Below are 13,875 nucleotides of genomic sequence, written 5' to 3' on the forward strand. Positions count from 1 at the left end.
CCAAAGAACAGGGCTTACCAGGTAATGTCGGGCGCAGTAACCACGCGGTCGGCGGGCTGGTCGCTGAACAGGTTGTAGGTAAGGGTGTAGGTGCCCGGAATCACACGCCCCAGCACGATTCGGTCACCCTCTATGCGCGGGCTGACGTTGGCGAGGCTTGGCCCCTGTACCTGAATGGGGCCGCGCACCGCTGGGGTATTGCCGCCTGTGGGCAGCGGATCGCCGATCTGGACGTTTTCCAAGGTGCTGTCGACGGTCAGCGTCAGGGTCACGGTGTAGCCTTTGCCCTGCGTAGACGGCTGAATATCCTTGGACAGTGTGGCGCGTGCCCCGCCCTGCACGTTGCGGCTGACGTTCGAGCCGCCTGGCGCACGCACGCGGGCCGTGCCGGTGGTGTGCAGGTCGATCGGGTCGAGCACCGCGTCGGCGGTATCGGTGCGGCAGACGCGCACCGGGGCCTTGAGGCGCAGCGGATTTCCGGCGCTGAAATCACCGGGCAGCTCTAGCGGATAGTCGCTCGTCCAGCCGCTCGGCAGGTTGATCTTGAGGCGGGCAGGCAGCTTGTAAGGAAAGTCGGTCTTGGCGGTGGCGGTCAACTGGGTTACGTCGCAGGCGTTGAGCAAGTCGGGCGAGGTGACCAGAGTAATCTCGGTCATCACGTTGTACTCGATGGTGACCTTGCCGGTCGCGCCGTCACTGACGTGGCCCGGCTGCGGCGCGGTAAAGCTGCTGCCCGGAATCGGCGTGGCCTGGAGGGGGTAATCGCCGGGGGCGAGCGGAATGGTGGTGGGCGTGGTCAGGGTCTGCCCGTTGACCTGAAAGGGCACGCCAGTCAGGGGAATGCGCTGGTTGCCGTAAATCGCCACCGAGTCGACGGCGAGCTGCCCACTGGGAGGCCGCGCCACGAAACGCAGCTTGTTGTAGCCGGGTGTGTAATCAATCTGGGTGGGCGAAACGACCCTGCCTTTGCCCTCGATAACGCTGCTGCTTACCGGTACCCAGCCCTGCGGCAGAATCGGGCGCACGCTGTTGTCACCGACCAGCCCATAAGTCGCGCCGGAGATCGGGCGGCCCTGCGGGTCAACGACATCAACCAGCAACTGATTTTGAATCTTGATGTTCTCGGGCGGGGTAAAGCCGCCGACGACCGCCGTGGTGGGCTTGTCGTTGAGGCGGAACGAGTAGCGGATAGCGTTGCTGTACTGCTTGGTGGTGGGCAGCACCCGGATCATGACCTGCCAGTCGCCCACCATGCCGGACGTGACCTGAAAACGGTCGGTGGCGGTCTTGCCGTTGTCGCTGGTGGTCAGGTTCACGCGCTTGCCGCCGGGCAAGATCACCCAGGACTCGGCCTCCTTGACGCCGTCTATGTCGTAGTTCAGGATAGCCACCGTTTTGCCGACCCAGTCGCTGGTCACATGAATGCGGGCGGCCAGCAGCGCATTTTGCTCGGTGTCGCGGGCATTGACCGTGAAGTCGCTGGTTTCCAGCACGAAGGGGGCGGCGGTACGCAGCGCGAAGCTGTTCTTGCCGTCGCCGTCGGTGTTGACCTTCAGGGTGTAGGTGCCCGCCGGGAGGCCGCCCGCGTACAGGCTTTCCCAGGTGTGCTCACGGTTCATGCCGTACTTGCGGCTGACCACCGTGCCGCCCGGCCCCATCAGCGTAAAGGTCGTCTGAATGGCGTCTTTTTTGTTATACTGTTCGTCGCCGAAGTACCCCGCGCCCCGCCGCCCGTCGGCGTAGTCAGCCAGATTGAAAGTCGGCGAATAGATTTCCAGCGCCACCGGCTTGCCCGCGTCGGCGGCAGACACGCGAATGGTGTACGTTTCGACTTCCTGCGGCCACTTTTCGCCCACCGAAACCAGCGGCAAAATCCCCCCGGTCTGGGCAGAGGCCACACTTCCGAGGGAAGCGGCGAGCAGCAGGGCAGTAACCCGCAGAGCAGTGGGCACAGTGGTAGACAGAGGCAGCTTATTCACTGAGAAAAAGCATACAGGTGCTCTCTGAGAGTGGATGATGAACACCGGGTGGGCTGAGCATGAGCGGGTCGCACAGGGCAGGCGAACCTACACAGATTCCGCTCAAGTTCGCCACAGACAGAACAACATGACCTGCGACTCCACACCGCGAAATCCGTATCTTTTTCCGCCTGTATCCGCTCCGGTTGACTTGGAACTGCACCAAGTCAATCTGGGTAACTGCGCAGCACGAGAAACCGACATGCTAGACGGTAAGGAGCTGGCGGGTGTAGCACAGGTCAGAGGCTACCTGAACCCCAACCGAAGGCCGCCGCCAGAGGTGGTGGCTGGGGGAGATGCAGGTCGTCTGGGTGTTTTTCCAGGTGGACCAGAATTGAGCGGAAGCCGCACTGAAGCAGATCAAGCAGAGCTGACCCGCCGGGCGTATGCTCGGGGCATATGAGCAAATTGACTGAACTGAGCGCGTGGCAGGCCCTCGAAGACCACTACTACACCATGCAGGATACGCATCTGCGTGACCTGTTTGCCGCCGACCCCACACGCGGCGAAAAGATGAGTGCCGAGGGCGCGGGACTGTACCTGGACTACAGCAAACACCGCGTAACCGACGAAACGCTGAAGCTGCTACTGGCGCTGGCCGAAGAAGTGGGCGTGGCCCAGAAGCGTGACGCCATGTTCGCGGGTGAGAAGATCAATATCACCGAGAAGCGGGCCGTTCTGCACACCGCGCTGCGTGCGCCCCGTGACGCCGTGGTCATGGTGGACGGCAAAAACGTGGTGCCCGAGGTTCACGAGGTGCTTGACCGTATGGCCGCCTTCGCTGACGAAATTCGCAGTGGCAAGTGGCTGGGGCACACCGGGCAACCCATCAAAAACATAGTCAACATCGGCATCGGCGGCAGCGACCTGGGGCCGGTGATGGCTTACGAGGGCCTCAAGCACTACGCCCAGCGCGACCTGACCGTGCGTTTTGTATCCAATGTGGACGGCACCGACTTGGCCGAGAAGACCCGTGACCTCGACCCCGCCCAGACGCTGTTTATTGTGTCGAGCAAGACCTTTACTACCCAGGAGACCATGACCAACGCCCGCAGCGCCCGCCAGTGGTTGCTCGGGAGTCTAAAGGATGATGCGGCGGTTGCGCGGCATTTTGTGGCGGTCAGCACCAACGCCGCCGAGGTGACCAAGTTCGGCATCAACACCGCCAACATGTTCGGCTTCTGGGACTGGGTGGGCGGGCGCTACAGCATGGACAGCGCGATTGGCCTGAGCCTGATGATCGCTGTTGGCCCCGACCACTACCGCGCACTGCTGGCCGGGTTCCACGAGATGGATGAGCACTTCCGCACCGCGCCCGCCAGCCGGAACCTGCCGATGCTACTGGGGTTGCTAGGCGTCTGGTACAACAACTTCTTTGGCGCGGAGACAGTCGCTATTTTGCCTTACGACCAGTACCTCGCCTACTTCAGCGCGTACCTGCAACAACTGGATATGGAAAGCAACGGCAAGCATGTCACGCTAGACAATGAGACGGTGGACTACCAGACCGGCCCGGTGATCTGGGGTCAGCCCGGCACCAACGGCCAGCACGCCTTTTACCAGCTGATTCACCAGGGCACCAAGCTCATTCCCTGCGACTTTATCGGCTTTTGTCAGACGCTCAATCCCATGGCGCCACACCACGACCTGCTGATGGCGAACGTGTTCGCGCAGACCGAGGCGCTGGCCTTTGGCAAAACGCTGGAGCAGGTGCTGGCCGACGGCGTGGACCCGCAGATCGCCCCGCACCGGGTATTCGGGGGCAACCGCCCCACCAGCACCATTCTGGCCGACAAACTTACGCCGCATATTCTGGGCGCACTGATCGCGCTGTATGAGCACAAGGTTTTCGTGCAGGGCGTGATCTGGGACATCAACAGCTTCGATCAGTGGGGCGTAGAGCTGGGCAAGGTGCTGGCGGGTAAAATCGCCCCCGAGCTGCAAAGCGAGGGCGAGCCGGAACTGAAGCACGACAGCTCGACCAACACCCTGATTAAGCGTTACCGAGCACGGAGAGCCTAAGCATGGGCAGGCCGCCCTTCCCCTGGGTGACTGTGCAGGAGCGGCCTGCACTCGGTCTGCCCGCGCACCCGCCACGGCTGGGCGCTAGCTTTCCGGTACAGGCCACTCCAGTTCCAGCTAGGCCGTCAAGCTGAATCGGCAGTTTCCAGACCTGAACGGCCTGATCGTCTCCTATGAGGTTCACGCCTCCGCCGATACGCCGCTGAAAGAGTAGCTGAGCGAAATTCTGGCGGCGTGCCGGAGCGTTCAGGGCAAGCCGGTCTGAACCCTTTTCAGCCCCCGAACTTCACCTTCTGCGGCTCGGGCAGGCGGTAGGCAATTAGGGCGCTGGGAACCAGCAGGGCCAGACTGGCCAGAGCCGCCGTGGTCGGGGTGGTCACGTCGGCCAGCGCACCGACCAGGAACACCAGCACACCCGCCACGCCCCACGAAAAGCCCATCATGATGCTGCTGGCGATCGCCACATGGTTCGGCGCGTATTCCTGCGCCGTGACCACACCCACCGGAATCGAGGCGTTGACGGCGGCCCCCACCGCGAAAGTCAGTGGGTAAAACCACCAATTAGCCGGGCTGGACAGAATGAGCGCCGCGAAAAACGGAATGGTGCCCAGGATGGCGGCCCGCAGCACTGGCGTGCGCCCGTAGCGGTCACTGTAGCGCCCGCCCACGATGCCGCCCACGGCGCTGGCAACCGCGTATACCGCCAGCGTGATGCCGACTTCCTTCTGGTGAAAGCCTTTGCCCATCAGGATAAACGGCAGCATGGCGTTGTAGCCGCTGCTGGCGAGGCTCCGCAGCACGGCCATACCCCATAGCCACACCAGCGGCCCCCGGAAAATCCCGACGTACTCGGCCAGCCCGACCCGCTTGGCCTTCTGCACCCCGCTGGGCGTGACCGCGAAGGTAAAGGCCGCCACCACCACGCCGATCAGAGCGAACCAGGGCAGATGAGTCAGCCCGACCCCAGCGAACACCGGCCCCAGAGACATCCCCGCTGTCCCCCCGGCGCTGAAGATGCTGGCCCACAGCCCGCGCTTGTCGGGGGGGCTGTTCTGGGCCACGTAGGCTGCCCCCGCCGGATGAAAAAAGCCGCTGCCGAAGCCCGCCACCGCGATCAACAGAATCAGGCCCCCAAACCAGGGCACAAAACCCATCATGGTCAGGCCGATGCCAGTCAGCAGAGGGCCCAGCGCCGCCGCGTACCGCCGGTCGATTCGCTCGCCCACGATGCCCAGCAGGGGCTGAAACACGCTGCTGGTCAGGCTGTAGATACTGCCCAGCAGGGTCACCGCCGCGATGCTGACGCCGTATTTGCTTTGCAGCGCCGGGGTCAGCGGAGTGAGCATGGCCCCATAAGCGTCGTTGATAAAATGTCCGGCGGTCACGGCCAGAGCGATGGCGGCGGCATTCTGAACCGCCCTGTGGGTTCCGGTTCCAGTCTGAACAGTGGGCTGCATCTGCCCTAACATACGCCTCTGGGACTGGCTTTCTTTGCCGCAGTTCTGTTGCTCTGCAAGCCCCCGCTACTCTGGAAGCCCCGGCCATTTGATTCATGCTTACCCCGGAGTTGTTACGCTAGGGGCATGATCGTCACCTTCCGCGAAAAGATAGCTCGCGCCCTAACTTCTGATGCCCAGCTTCAGGCCGAGCTGCGCGGAATGCAGCCTGCTGACTGGGAGCCGCTGGCCGACCTGTTCGCGGCGCGGTTACCCGAGTTCGACGCCGTCTATGCCGTACCCGGTGCCGAGATGCTGGCGGCGCAGGTGGCGCGTATTCGCGGAGTGCCCGACTACACGGCCAGCGGCTTTCCGACCGGCTCTGGCGAGGTGGCCCTGTTTAGCGTGCATCTTCAGGCCGCCGAGCGGGCGCGGCAGGCGGTCGAAGCTGCCCAGAACGCCGGGTGGCGCGTGCTGGTGCTGGGCACGGCCGTCGAGCGCACCAACAAGGGGGGCCGCGCCCTGCTGGCGGCGCTGGGCGTGCAGGTGCGGGCCGCGACCCAGGTGGCCGACACGCCCAGCGGTCTGGTGTTCGAGCGCCGGACCCCCGACCGCTGGACGACCCAGGCCGCTGAGTAAAAGCCGGGGGGCCACTTCCCGGTCAGTTTGCCGCGTCGTAGTCGCGCAGGGCAGCTTCCTCGGCGGGAATGCGCACCCCCAGCAGCAGGGCGGCGTTTAGCAGGCTAAAGGCCAGAGCTGTGCGCCACGCCCCGACGGCCAGCGGCGCTGAGGCGAGTTCCAGCGCCACAACGGTGTAATTCGGGTGCTTGAGGAATCTGAACACGCCAGTTTCGACCCGCTTGCCGCCCGGAATAATCAGAATCTTGGTATTCCAGTAGTGGCCGAGCTGCGCCATGATGAGGTAACGCAGCGGCTGAAGCAACAAAAACAGCAGCACCAGCGGCCAGTTGACCGCACGGCGCGAGGCCCGGCCCTCTAAGAGCAGGGCCAGCAGCCACGCCGGGTGCAGCACAAAAAAAGTCCAGTAATGCCCCTGTCCGTATTCCACCGCGCCGTGTTCCCTGGCCCAGCGCTCGTTGCTGCGGGCATGGCGAACTTCGAGTAGGCGCTGGGCGATCAGGCCGCCGACCAGGTACGGGGTAAGTCTGCTGGCTTTCATGGCGGGCAGTTTAGAGCAGCCTGTGCTGCGGGTTCCGGCTCAGACCAAAGTCCAGGCCCGTCAGTGAGTCTGACCCAGGATGTCGTCGGCTCCGGTGGCTTCCAGCAGACTTTCGAGGTGGGCCTCATCGTTGAAACACAGCAGCGTGCCACTGTTTTCGCCCAGCAGCACCCGGGTAATGCTGGTGTTGGTCACACTCAGGCGCGACCAGGCGTTGGCCGGAACGCCGCCCAGGGCGAGGCCCACTGCGACCCTGACCACGCCGCCATGCGTAAACACCATGACCCGCTCACCAGGATGTCTGGCCCGCAGCTCATAAAAGGCTGCGCCACACCGCTCGAACAGGTCTTGCATGCTTTCGCCGCCGGGCCGCCGGGTGGCCCACGGGTCGGCCCGGAGCGCCGAGAGGTACTTGGGGTAACGCGCCTTGATGTCTTCGACTACCAGCCCGGAAAGTTCCCCGACATTGATTTCGCGCAGCTCCGGGTCGAGCTGAACTTCGGCCCTCCCGGCCAGACGCTCGGCCACGATCCGGGCGGTCTGTGAGGCGCGTTGAAGATCGCTGCTGTAAACGGCTGCGAACCCCTGCGCGGTCAGCCGCTCGGCCAGGGCAGAGGCCTGCAACACCCCCATCGGCGAAAGCGGCACGTCAGTCTGCCCCTGGTAGCGGCCCGCCACATTCCAGGTGCTTTCGCCGTGGCGCACCACCCACAATTCGGTCGCGGTGGCCCTGTCGGGGGGCAAAAAACCAGTCGGAGCCAGCTTCTTAATCAAGAGCAGGGCCCGACTGACCGCTGAAGGTCACGCCCTGGCCCCGGACCATTTCGCCGATCTGCCAGGGCGTTTCGCCTGCGGCCCGCAGCGTTTCCAGCGCCCGCTGAAGCTGCTCAGCAGGCACGATGAACAGAAAACCGACGCCCATGTTCAGCGCCCGGAACGCCTCGGCGCGGCTGACCTGCGCCCGCTGCACGATTAGTTCAAAGACCGGCGGCACCGTCCAGGAGGCCGTGTCGATCTGCATGCCGATCCCTTCCGGGAACACGCGCGGCGGGTTGTCGATCAGGCCGCCGCCTGTGATGTGCGCCATGCCCCTAATCTCGATTTCCGCTTTCTCCAGTGCATCAAAAGCTGCCAGATAAGCGCGGTGAGGTACCGGCAGCACCTCCGCCAGGGTTTGACCGCCCAGATCGGTGCGGGCTTTGTGCCAGTCGAGGTCGTCGAGGGCCATCCGCGCCAGAGAAAAGCCGTTGGTGTGCAGCCCGGCGCTGGGCAGCGCAATGACGCAGTCGCCGGCCTGGATGCGCTGCCCGCTGATAAGCCTGGGCCGGTCGACCACGCCCACGATGGTACCGACAATGTCCAGCTCGCCCTCGACGTACACGCCGGGCATCTCGGCAGTTTCGCCGCCCAGCAGGGCCACGCCCAGCGCCTCACACGCCTGCGCCGCCCCGGTCACGACCTCGGCCACGGCTTCGGGGCGCAGTTTGCCCATCGCCACGTAGTCCAGAAAAAAGAGTGGGCGTGCGCCCTGCACCAGAATGTCGTTGACGCAGTGGTTCACGATGTCGTGGCCCAGCCCGCCGTAGCGCCCGACCTTGACGGCCACCTTGGTTTTGGTGCCCACGCCGTCGGTACTGGCGACCAGCACCGGCTCGTGCATCTCGCCAAACGCGGCGCGGAACAGGCCACCAAAACCGCCCAAACCGCCCAGCACGTTGGGGCCGTGCGTCCGGGCCACCGCTCCTTTCATCAGTTCGACGGCGCGGTGCCCCGCATCAATACTGACTCCTGCCCGCTCATAAGCCGATGTGGCGGCCTGCCCTGTATCCGCCGTGCCAGTGTTTTGCTCCGTCATGCCCCTCCAGACTTACCATTTTGGTTCATGGTCATTACGCCTCCTAGTTTACCTGAGGCTAGGCCGCCACAGTGGGCAGAAGGATAAACGGAACTTCCCAGCCGGGCGGCCCACCCGGCCAGTCTGAGGTTTACCAGGTAGTAGCCGCGCTCGCCTCCATAGCTTTGGGATTTGGCCCCCACTTGTTGGAACCGGGCTGACTGTCCAGAATGGTAAGCACCAGCATAACCAGGCTGCCGACCAGCGGCACCAGGGACACCAACAGCCCCCACCCACTGCGGCCCGTGTCGTGCAGCCGCCGGACGGTCACGGCCAGACTGGGCACCAGGGTCGCCAGCGAATAAAGCCCGGCCAGTCCTATGCTGATCATCGGCAGGCCACTTGGCGCAGCAGGCATCCCGCTGTCCGGATCGACAGACCCCGAAGTCAGCAGGTAAGGCAAAGACAGCGCCATGCTGATGGCCCAGTTGATTAACGCGAACAGCCAGTATTCACGGCGGCGGGCACGGCCCTTGAAGTCGGCGTAGTGGTTGCGAATGACGTTCAGGTACTCATTCATACTTTCAGCTCCTTGTCCTGAGTGACTGGCGGGTACAGTTCCGGTCATTCGGGAAAACCACTCGGATGACCTCCGCTTCCCCAGTTAACACCTTCCCCAGCCGACACCTCTGGCTGCTCCCTTCGTTCGGGGTTCAAACAGTCTCTCACCTGTTCTACACCCGCCAGCCCTTAGGACTCCGGAGTCTTTGCACAGGCGCAGCAATGTGAGGCCAACTTGACTCGTCTGGGACGCCATTCGCGTCTCCCTCCCCCTCGCCTCACGCTGTGCGAGTCCTAATACGGACTGCCGATTGAATCAGGCCGTGTTGGACCTAATCTGGGCACAGGGAAGAAAAGATACGGATTTCGCGGTAGAGACTCGCTGCTAAGTACACTGCGTTTATCTTGTAGATAAACCGCGCGGAGCGCGTAGCAGAAGAAAGTGCGTTGGAGCGGGAATGGAGAGGTTCCGGCGCTTTCCCGGAATCTCGCAATGTTAGCTTCAACGTACTTAGCAGGGCGAGTAGGGGCAAACCTCATTAGAATAACCAGGCGACAGAAGAACCGGGCGACTTTTGCAAGAGGTTTATTACGGTACGTCGTCTTCGTCGAAAACCGGCACGTCCCCGACGGGCAGCTCCACGAAGGCGTCCGTTCCCTGGCCTATCTCGCTTTCGATCCAGATTTTGCCCCCGTGCGCGTCCACGATGCCCTTGGCGATGCTTAGGCCCAGGCCCGCGCCGCCCTGGTCACGGCTGCGGCTGTCCTCGACGCGGTAGAAGCGGTCAAACAGCTTGGCGAGGTGCTCAGCGGGAATACCGGGGCCGTCGTCACGCACGCTCAGTTGCAACTTCTGGCCGCTGTCCAGCAGTTTGCTTGACAGGGTAATGTTTCTCGCCCCAGCCTTGAGCGCGTTGCCGACCAGATTGATCATCACCTGCTTGAGCCGGTCCGGGTCACCCTCAAAGGTGATGTCCTGGCCCGAGGTGCTTAGGGCGGTGCCTGCGTTGTGGGCCAGCGGGGCCAGTTCGCGCACGATTTCGGTGAGGAACATGCTCGACAGAATCGGCTGGTGGCTCATGACCAGTGCGCCGCTGTCCGAGCGGGCCAGTTCCAGCAGGCTGGCGATCAGGTTGGTCAGTCGGGCGGACTCGCTCTGAATAATCCGCAGGCTTTCTTGCTGCTGCCCGGTCGGGTCGGTGCGCCGCAGCAGGTAGTTGGCGTGGCCGCTGATGGCCGTTACCGGGGTACGCAGTTCGTGGCTGGCGTCACTGGTAAAGCGGCGCTGGGCCTCAAAGCTCTTTTCCAGGCGGTCGAGCATAGCATTCAGCGACCCGGCGAGGGCCTGAACCTCGTCTTGGGTCTGCGGTTCGGGAACGCGTTCGCCCAGATTCTGCCCGCCAATTCGCTCGGCGGCCTGCCGTACTTGCCGCAGCGGCAGGAGCGCCTGCCCCGCCAGCAGGTAGGCCCCTAGCGCACTCAGGGCTGTCCCCAGAAAAAACAGCACCGCGAACACCCCCTTGAGCGAACGCATGGTGTCGTTCATCGGGGTCAGGCTCAGGCCGATGTACGTGATGGCAAAGCTGGGCGGCGGCGGCGGCATCCCGTTGGCACGCGGCATTTCAAGCTGTTCCATGCCCAGCGCGACCAGAATCCGGTACGGGGTGGTCTGCGTTTTACCTGGTTCGCCGTAAATATCGTTCACGCTGCGCTGAATGAGAATCCGGCCCCCCGGCGACTCGGCCAGGCGGGTCAGTTCGGTTTCGGTGAGCACGAAGGGGCGCTGAGGGCTGAGGCCGGTAATCACCCGGCGCTGACTGTTTAGGGTGCTTCGCAAGGTCTTTAGGAACTGGGCGCGGGCCTCAGGGGTCTGGGCGCCGGACAGCCCCCTGCTGAGGGTGGACTGGTCGTAAAAGCCCAGATCCTCGACCTGAATGACGTTGTTGGGGAAGGTGTAGCGGGCCACCCAGGACGGCCCACTCGCCAGGGTCCCGCCTGCCGAGCGGGTAAACACGCGGTAGTTGTCACTAAGCGCAGCGTCCAGGTTATTGCGTAGACTGCGCTGCATCAGTCCCAGGGCCGAAAGAGAGACCAGCCCCAGCAAACAGGCCAGTAGTGCGGTATAAACCAGCGTCAAGCGCCATTTGAGGGTCATAAGCGGTCAGCCACCAGGCGCAGGTTCACGGGCGGTAGTGTAAACCTTTCAAATGAAAGAGGCCGGAAAAACAGTGAGATTTCCCTCACGCTTTCCGGTCCCGGCATGGGCGATTATTCCTCGCGCAGCACGTATCCGACGCCGCGTACGGTGTGAATCAGGCGGCGCTCTCCGCCCTCTTCCAGTTTGCGGCGCAAGTAACCGATATACACGTCCACGACGTTGCTGCCGCCGGTATACTCGGGCCACACTTTTTCCTCGATCTCGAAGCGCGAGAACACTTTACCGGGGTTGCGGGCCAGCAGTTCCAGCAGTTCGAACTCCTTGGCCGACAGTTCTACACGTCGTCCACCACGGAAAATTTCGCGTCCGTCGAGGTTCATGACCAGATCGGCCACGCGCACCTCACCGGTCACTGCTGGGTTCACGCGGCGCAGATGGGCACGTACACGCGCCAGCAATTCCTCGATGGAAAAAGGCTTGATGAGGTAGTCGTCGGCCCCCGAATCTAGGCCCTCGACCTTGTCCTGAATGCCGTCTTTGGCGGTCAGAATGATGATAGGGGTGTTGCTGGTCTTGCGAATGCGCCGCGCTACCTCAAGGCCGTCGAGCACGGGCAGCATCAGATCAAGAATGACGAGGTCGGGGTTGACTTCACGAAATTTGGACAGGCCGGTCACGCCGTCGAAGGCCACCTCGGTGGCGTAGCCCTCGGCGGCAAGTTCCAGCTCGATAAAACGGGCAATATCTTTTTCGTCCTCAATGACGAGAACCAGGGGCTTGCGTTCCATAGTGCCAGTGTAGGGAGCGTTCTCATGAGAAGACTACAAGTTGACCTTACTTCACTTTCATGCGGCGCAGGTTCGCCAGTCACTCTGTTCTCATACGGAGACCGAGGTCTAGCGGTACAGACGGTGTCCTCCCGACTGTAACAAAACCTAGCGGAGTCCGTATCTTTTGCCGTGAACTTCCCGGCCCGCTGCCTCAAAACTACGGTATTTAGCGCAGTTTGGCCTGAATCCAGCTGCTTAACTCGCTGATTTTCACCCGCTCCTGCGCCAGCGTGTCCCGGTCACGCACCGTTACGGTGTCCTTGAGGCTGTCATCCGCGCCCTCGGCATTCTGGCCGATGGTATCGAAGTCCACGGTCACGCAAAATGGTGTGCCGACCTCGTCGTGGCGGCGATACGCCTTGCCGATGTTGCCCGAATCCTCGTACAGCACGCGTCCCAGGCCCAGCCCTTGCAGCTCGGCCTTGATTTTCCTGGCCACTGACGTAATTTCTTCCTTGTTACGGGCCAGCGGAATCACCGCCACCTTAATCGGCGCGAGGTGAGGACGCAGCTTCAGCACAATGCGCTCATTGCCGTTTTCCAGGGTCTCCTTCGTGAACGCCTCGCTCAGCACCGCCAGCATGGCCCGGTCCACGCCCGCCGAGGGTTCAATCACGAACGGCACCACCGGCTTGTTCGTTTCAGGGTGCGGAATGGTCAGCTTAGCAACCGAGTCATTGTTTTCCTCGACCTTTGACACCAAGCCCAGCTCGTCCTGGTTTTTGGTGTGGCTGCCCAGGTCGTAGTCACTCCGGTTGGCGATGCCCTCGATTTCCTCGTGGCCCAGCGTGGGGTAGTCGTACATCAGGTCGTAGGTGCGCTTGGAATAATGCGCCAGGTCTTCTTGAGGCACGTCTAGAATCTCGATTTTGCTGCGCGGCACGCCCTGGTCTTCCCACCATTTCAGGCGTTTTTCCAGCCAGTGCTCGTGCCACTGCTCGTCGGTGCCGGGGGTCACAAAAAACTCGATTTCCATCTGCTCCAACTCACGCACCCGGAAAATGAAATTGCGCGGCGTGATTTCGTTGCGAAATGCCTTACCAATCTGGGCGATACCAAAGGGCAGGCGGCGCGAGGTGGAGTCCACCACGTTCTTGAAATTGGTGAAGATGCCCTGCGCGGTTTCGGGGCGCAGATAGGCGTAGCTTTCCTCGTCGGCAACGGGGCCGATGGTGGTTTTGAACATCATGTTGAAGGGCTTGGGTTCCGTCCAGTCGCCCACTTCGCCGCTGAAGGGGTCACGCACGCCCGCTTCCTTGAACGCCGCCGAAGCCTGGGCGGGCTTGGCATTCAAAGTGGCCACCAGCGCGGCAAAGTTGTCGGCGTCTGCCGCCATAAGTTCCGCGACTTTGGCCTGCACGTCGGCCTTCTGGTCTTTGAGGAGATGATCGAGGCGGTAACGCTTGTTGTTCTTTTTGTTGTCAATCATGGGGTCGCTGAAAGTCGCCTCGTGCCCGCTGTGGCGCAAGACCATGCGGTGCATGATGATGCTGGCGTCCAGCCCTTCCATGTCATCGCGCTCGTAGACGTTGGAGCGCCACCACGCGGCCTTGATGTTGTTTTTCAGCTCCACACCCAGGGGGCCGTAATCATAAAACCCTTGCAGGCCGCCGTAAATCTCGCTGCCCTGAAAAATAAAGCCCCGGCGTTTGCATAGGCTGACGAGTTCTTCCATTGAGGTTGCGGGCATAGTTGCTCCTTTCAGTCACGGTCTAAGGGTCAAGAGGTCTAAGGGTCTAGGCTGATTTGGTAGTTGGTTTTCCTTAGACTTCTGGACTCCTAGACAAAAAAATGCCCCGGACGAGTCGCCACTGGTGGCCTCTCAACCGGGGACGC

General features: G+C 62.5%; 12 protein-coding genes. 2 read left to right on the top strand and 10 right to left on the bottom strand.

The features are described from left to right. Positions 1-14 precede the first annotated feature (14 nt). Positions 15-1,979, bottom strand: a complete 1,965-nt coding sequence (locus QZ269_RS05400) for a hypothetical protein (protein WP_291425080.1) — start codon at positions 1,977-1,979, stop codon at positions 15-17. Positions 1,980-2,417: 438 nt separating this feature from the next. Here QZ269_RS05400 and pgi point away from each other — a divergent pair, with 438 nt between their 5' ends. Further along, the gene (gene pgi, locus QZ269_RS05405; RefSeq protein WP_291425082.1) at positions 2,418-4,040 is read left to right on the top strand and encodes a glucose-6-phosphate isomerase; all 1,623 of its coding nucleotides are present in this window, start codon (positions 2,418-2,420) and stop codon (positions 4,038-4,040) included. Here the strand turns inward: pgi and QZ269_RS05410 are convergent. Both QZ269_RS05410 and QZ269_RS05415 read right to left on the bottom strand, forming a co-directional pair. After that, positions 4,012-4,224: a hypothetical protein gene (locus QZ269_RS05410; protein ID WP_291425084.1), complete on the bottom strand. Its 213-nt coding sequence runs from the start codon at positions 4,222-4,224 to the stop codon at positions 4,012-4,014. The two genes, pgi and QZ269_RS05410, sit on opposite strands and share 29 nt — an antisense overlap. A gap of 88 nt (positions 4,225-4,312) precedes the next feature. Further along, positions 4,313-5,497 (bottom strand): MFS transporter, encoded by a 1,185-nt coding sequence (locus QZ269_RS05415; protein WP_291425087.1) that lies wholly within the window; start codon positions 5,495-5,497, stop codon positions 4,313-4,315. Positions 5,498-5,623: 126 nt separating this feature from the next. Here QZ269_RS05415 and QZ269_RS05420 point away from each other — a divergent pair, with 126 nt between their 5' ends. Further along, positions 5,624-6,115 (top strand): hypothetical protein, encoded by a 492-nt coding sequence (locus QZ269_RS05420; RefSeq protein ID WP_291425089.1) that lies wholly within the window; start codon positions 5,624-5,626, stop codon positions 6,113-6,115. A gap of 22 nt (positions 6,116-6,137) precedes the next feature. On the opposite strand, the gene QZ269_RS05425 is transcribed toward QZ269_RS05420, so the two are convergent. The 7 genes from QZ269_RS05425 to QZ269_RS05455 form a co-directional block, all read right to left on the bottom strand. Further along, positions 6,138-6,656, bottom strand: coding sequence for an isoprenylcysteine carboxylmethyltransferase family protein (locus QZ269_RS05425; RefSeq protein ID WP_291425091.1), 519 nt, complete (start codon positions 6,654-6,656; stop codon positions 6,138-6,140). 60 nt (positions 6,657-6,716) lie between these two features. Continuing rightward, positions 6,717-7,430 carry a histidine phosphatase family protein gene (locus QZ269_RS05430; RefSeq protein WP_291425093.1) on the bottom strand — a complete coding sequence of 238 codons (714 nt, stop codon included), beginning with the start codon at positions 7,428-7,430 and terminating at the stop codon, positions 6,717-6,719. Further along, on the bottom strand, positions 7,423-8,511 hold the full coding sequence (gene purM / locus QZ269_RS05435) for a phosphoribosylformylglycinamidine cyclo-ligase (RefSeq protein ID WP_291425095.1): 1,089 nt from the start codon (positions 8,509-8,511) through the stop codon (positions 7,423-7,425). The genes QZ269_RS05430 and purM overlap by 8 nt, the downstream gene beginning before the upstream one ends. A gap of 130 nt (positions 8,512-8,641) precedes the next feature. Next, the gene (locus QZ269_RS05440) at positions 8,642-9,070 is read right to left on the bottom strand and encodes a DUF805 domain-containing protein (RefSeq protein ID WP_291425097.1); all 429 of its coding nucleotides are present in this window, start codon (positions 9,068-9,070) and stop codon (positions 8,642-8,644) included. A gap of 570 nt (positions 9,071-9,640) precedes the next feature. Further along, positions 9,641-11,206 (bottom strand): cell wall metabolism sensor histidine kinase WalK, encoded by a 1,566-nt coding sequence (locus QZ269_RS05445; RefSeq protein ID WP_291425099.1) that lies wholly within the window; start codon positions 11,204-11,206, stop codon positions 9,641-9,643. Between the two features lie 113 nt (positions 11,207-11,319). Further along, entirely contained in the window at positions 11,320-11,997 is a 678-nt protein-coding gene (locus QZ269_RS05450; RefSeq protein WP_010887388.1) for a response regulator transcription factor, read from the bottom strand. Between the two features lie 208 nt (positions 11,998-12,205). After that, the gene (locus QZ269_RS05455; protein WP_291425136.1) at positions 12,206-13,729 is read right to left on the bottom strand and encodes a glycine--tRNA ligase; all 1,524 of its coding nucleotides are present in this window, start codon (positions 13,727-13,729) and stop codon (positions 12,206-12,208) included. Positions 13,730-13,875: the final 146 nt, after the last annotated feature.

It is taken from the genome of Deinococcus sp., from assembly GCF_018260405.1.
GTDB lineage: Bacteria > Deinococcota > Deinococci > Deinococcales > Deinococcaceae > Deinococcus.

Bases quoted from the DNA above. Each gene is read 5' to 3' on its own strand.
- pgi (WP_291425082.1), top strand. From the start codon at position 2,418: ATGAGCAAATTGACTGAACTGAGCGCGTGGCAGGCCCTCGAAGACCAC.
- QZ269_RS05415 (WP_291425087.1), bottom strand. From the start codon at position 5,497: ATGCAGCCCACTGTTCAGACTGGAACCGGAACCCACAGGGCGGTTCAG.
- QZ269_RS05420 (WP_291425089.1), top strand. From the start codon at position 5,624: ATGATCGTCACCTTCCGCGAAAAGATAGCTCGCGCCCTAACTTCTGAT.
- QZ269_RS05425 (WP_291425091.1), bottom strand. From the start codon at position 6,656: ATGAAAGCCAGCAGACTTACCCCGTACCTGGTCGGCGGCCTGATCGCC.
- purM (WP_291425095.1), bottom strand. From the start codon at position 8,511: ATGACGGAGCAAAACACTGGCACGGCGGATACAGGGCAGGCCGCCACA.
- QZ269_RS05440 (WP_291425097.1), bottom strand. From the start codon at position 9,070: ATGAATGAGTACCTGAACGTCATTCGCAACCACTACGCCGACTTCAAG.
- QZ269_RS05445 (WP_291425099.1), bottom strand. From the start codon at position 11,206: ATGACCCTCAAATGGCGCTTGACGCTGGTTTATACCGCACTACTGGCC.
- QZ269_RS05450 (WP_010887388.1), bottom strand. From the start codon at position 11,997: ATGGAACGCAAGCCCCTGGTTCTCGTCATTGAGGACGAAAAAGATATT.
- QZ269_RS05455 (WP_291425136.1), bottom strand. From the start codon at position 13,729: ATGCCCGCAACCTCAATGGAAGAACTCGTCAGCCTATGCAAACGCCGG.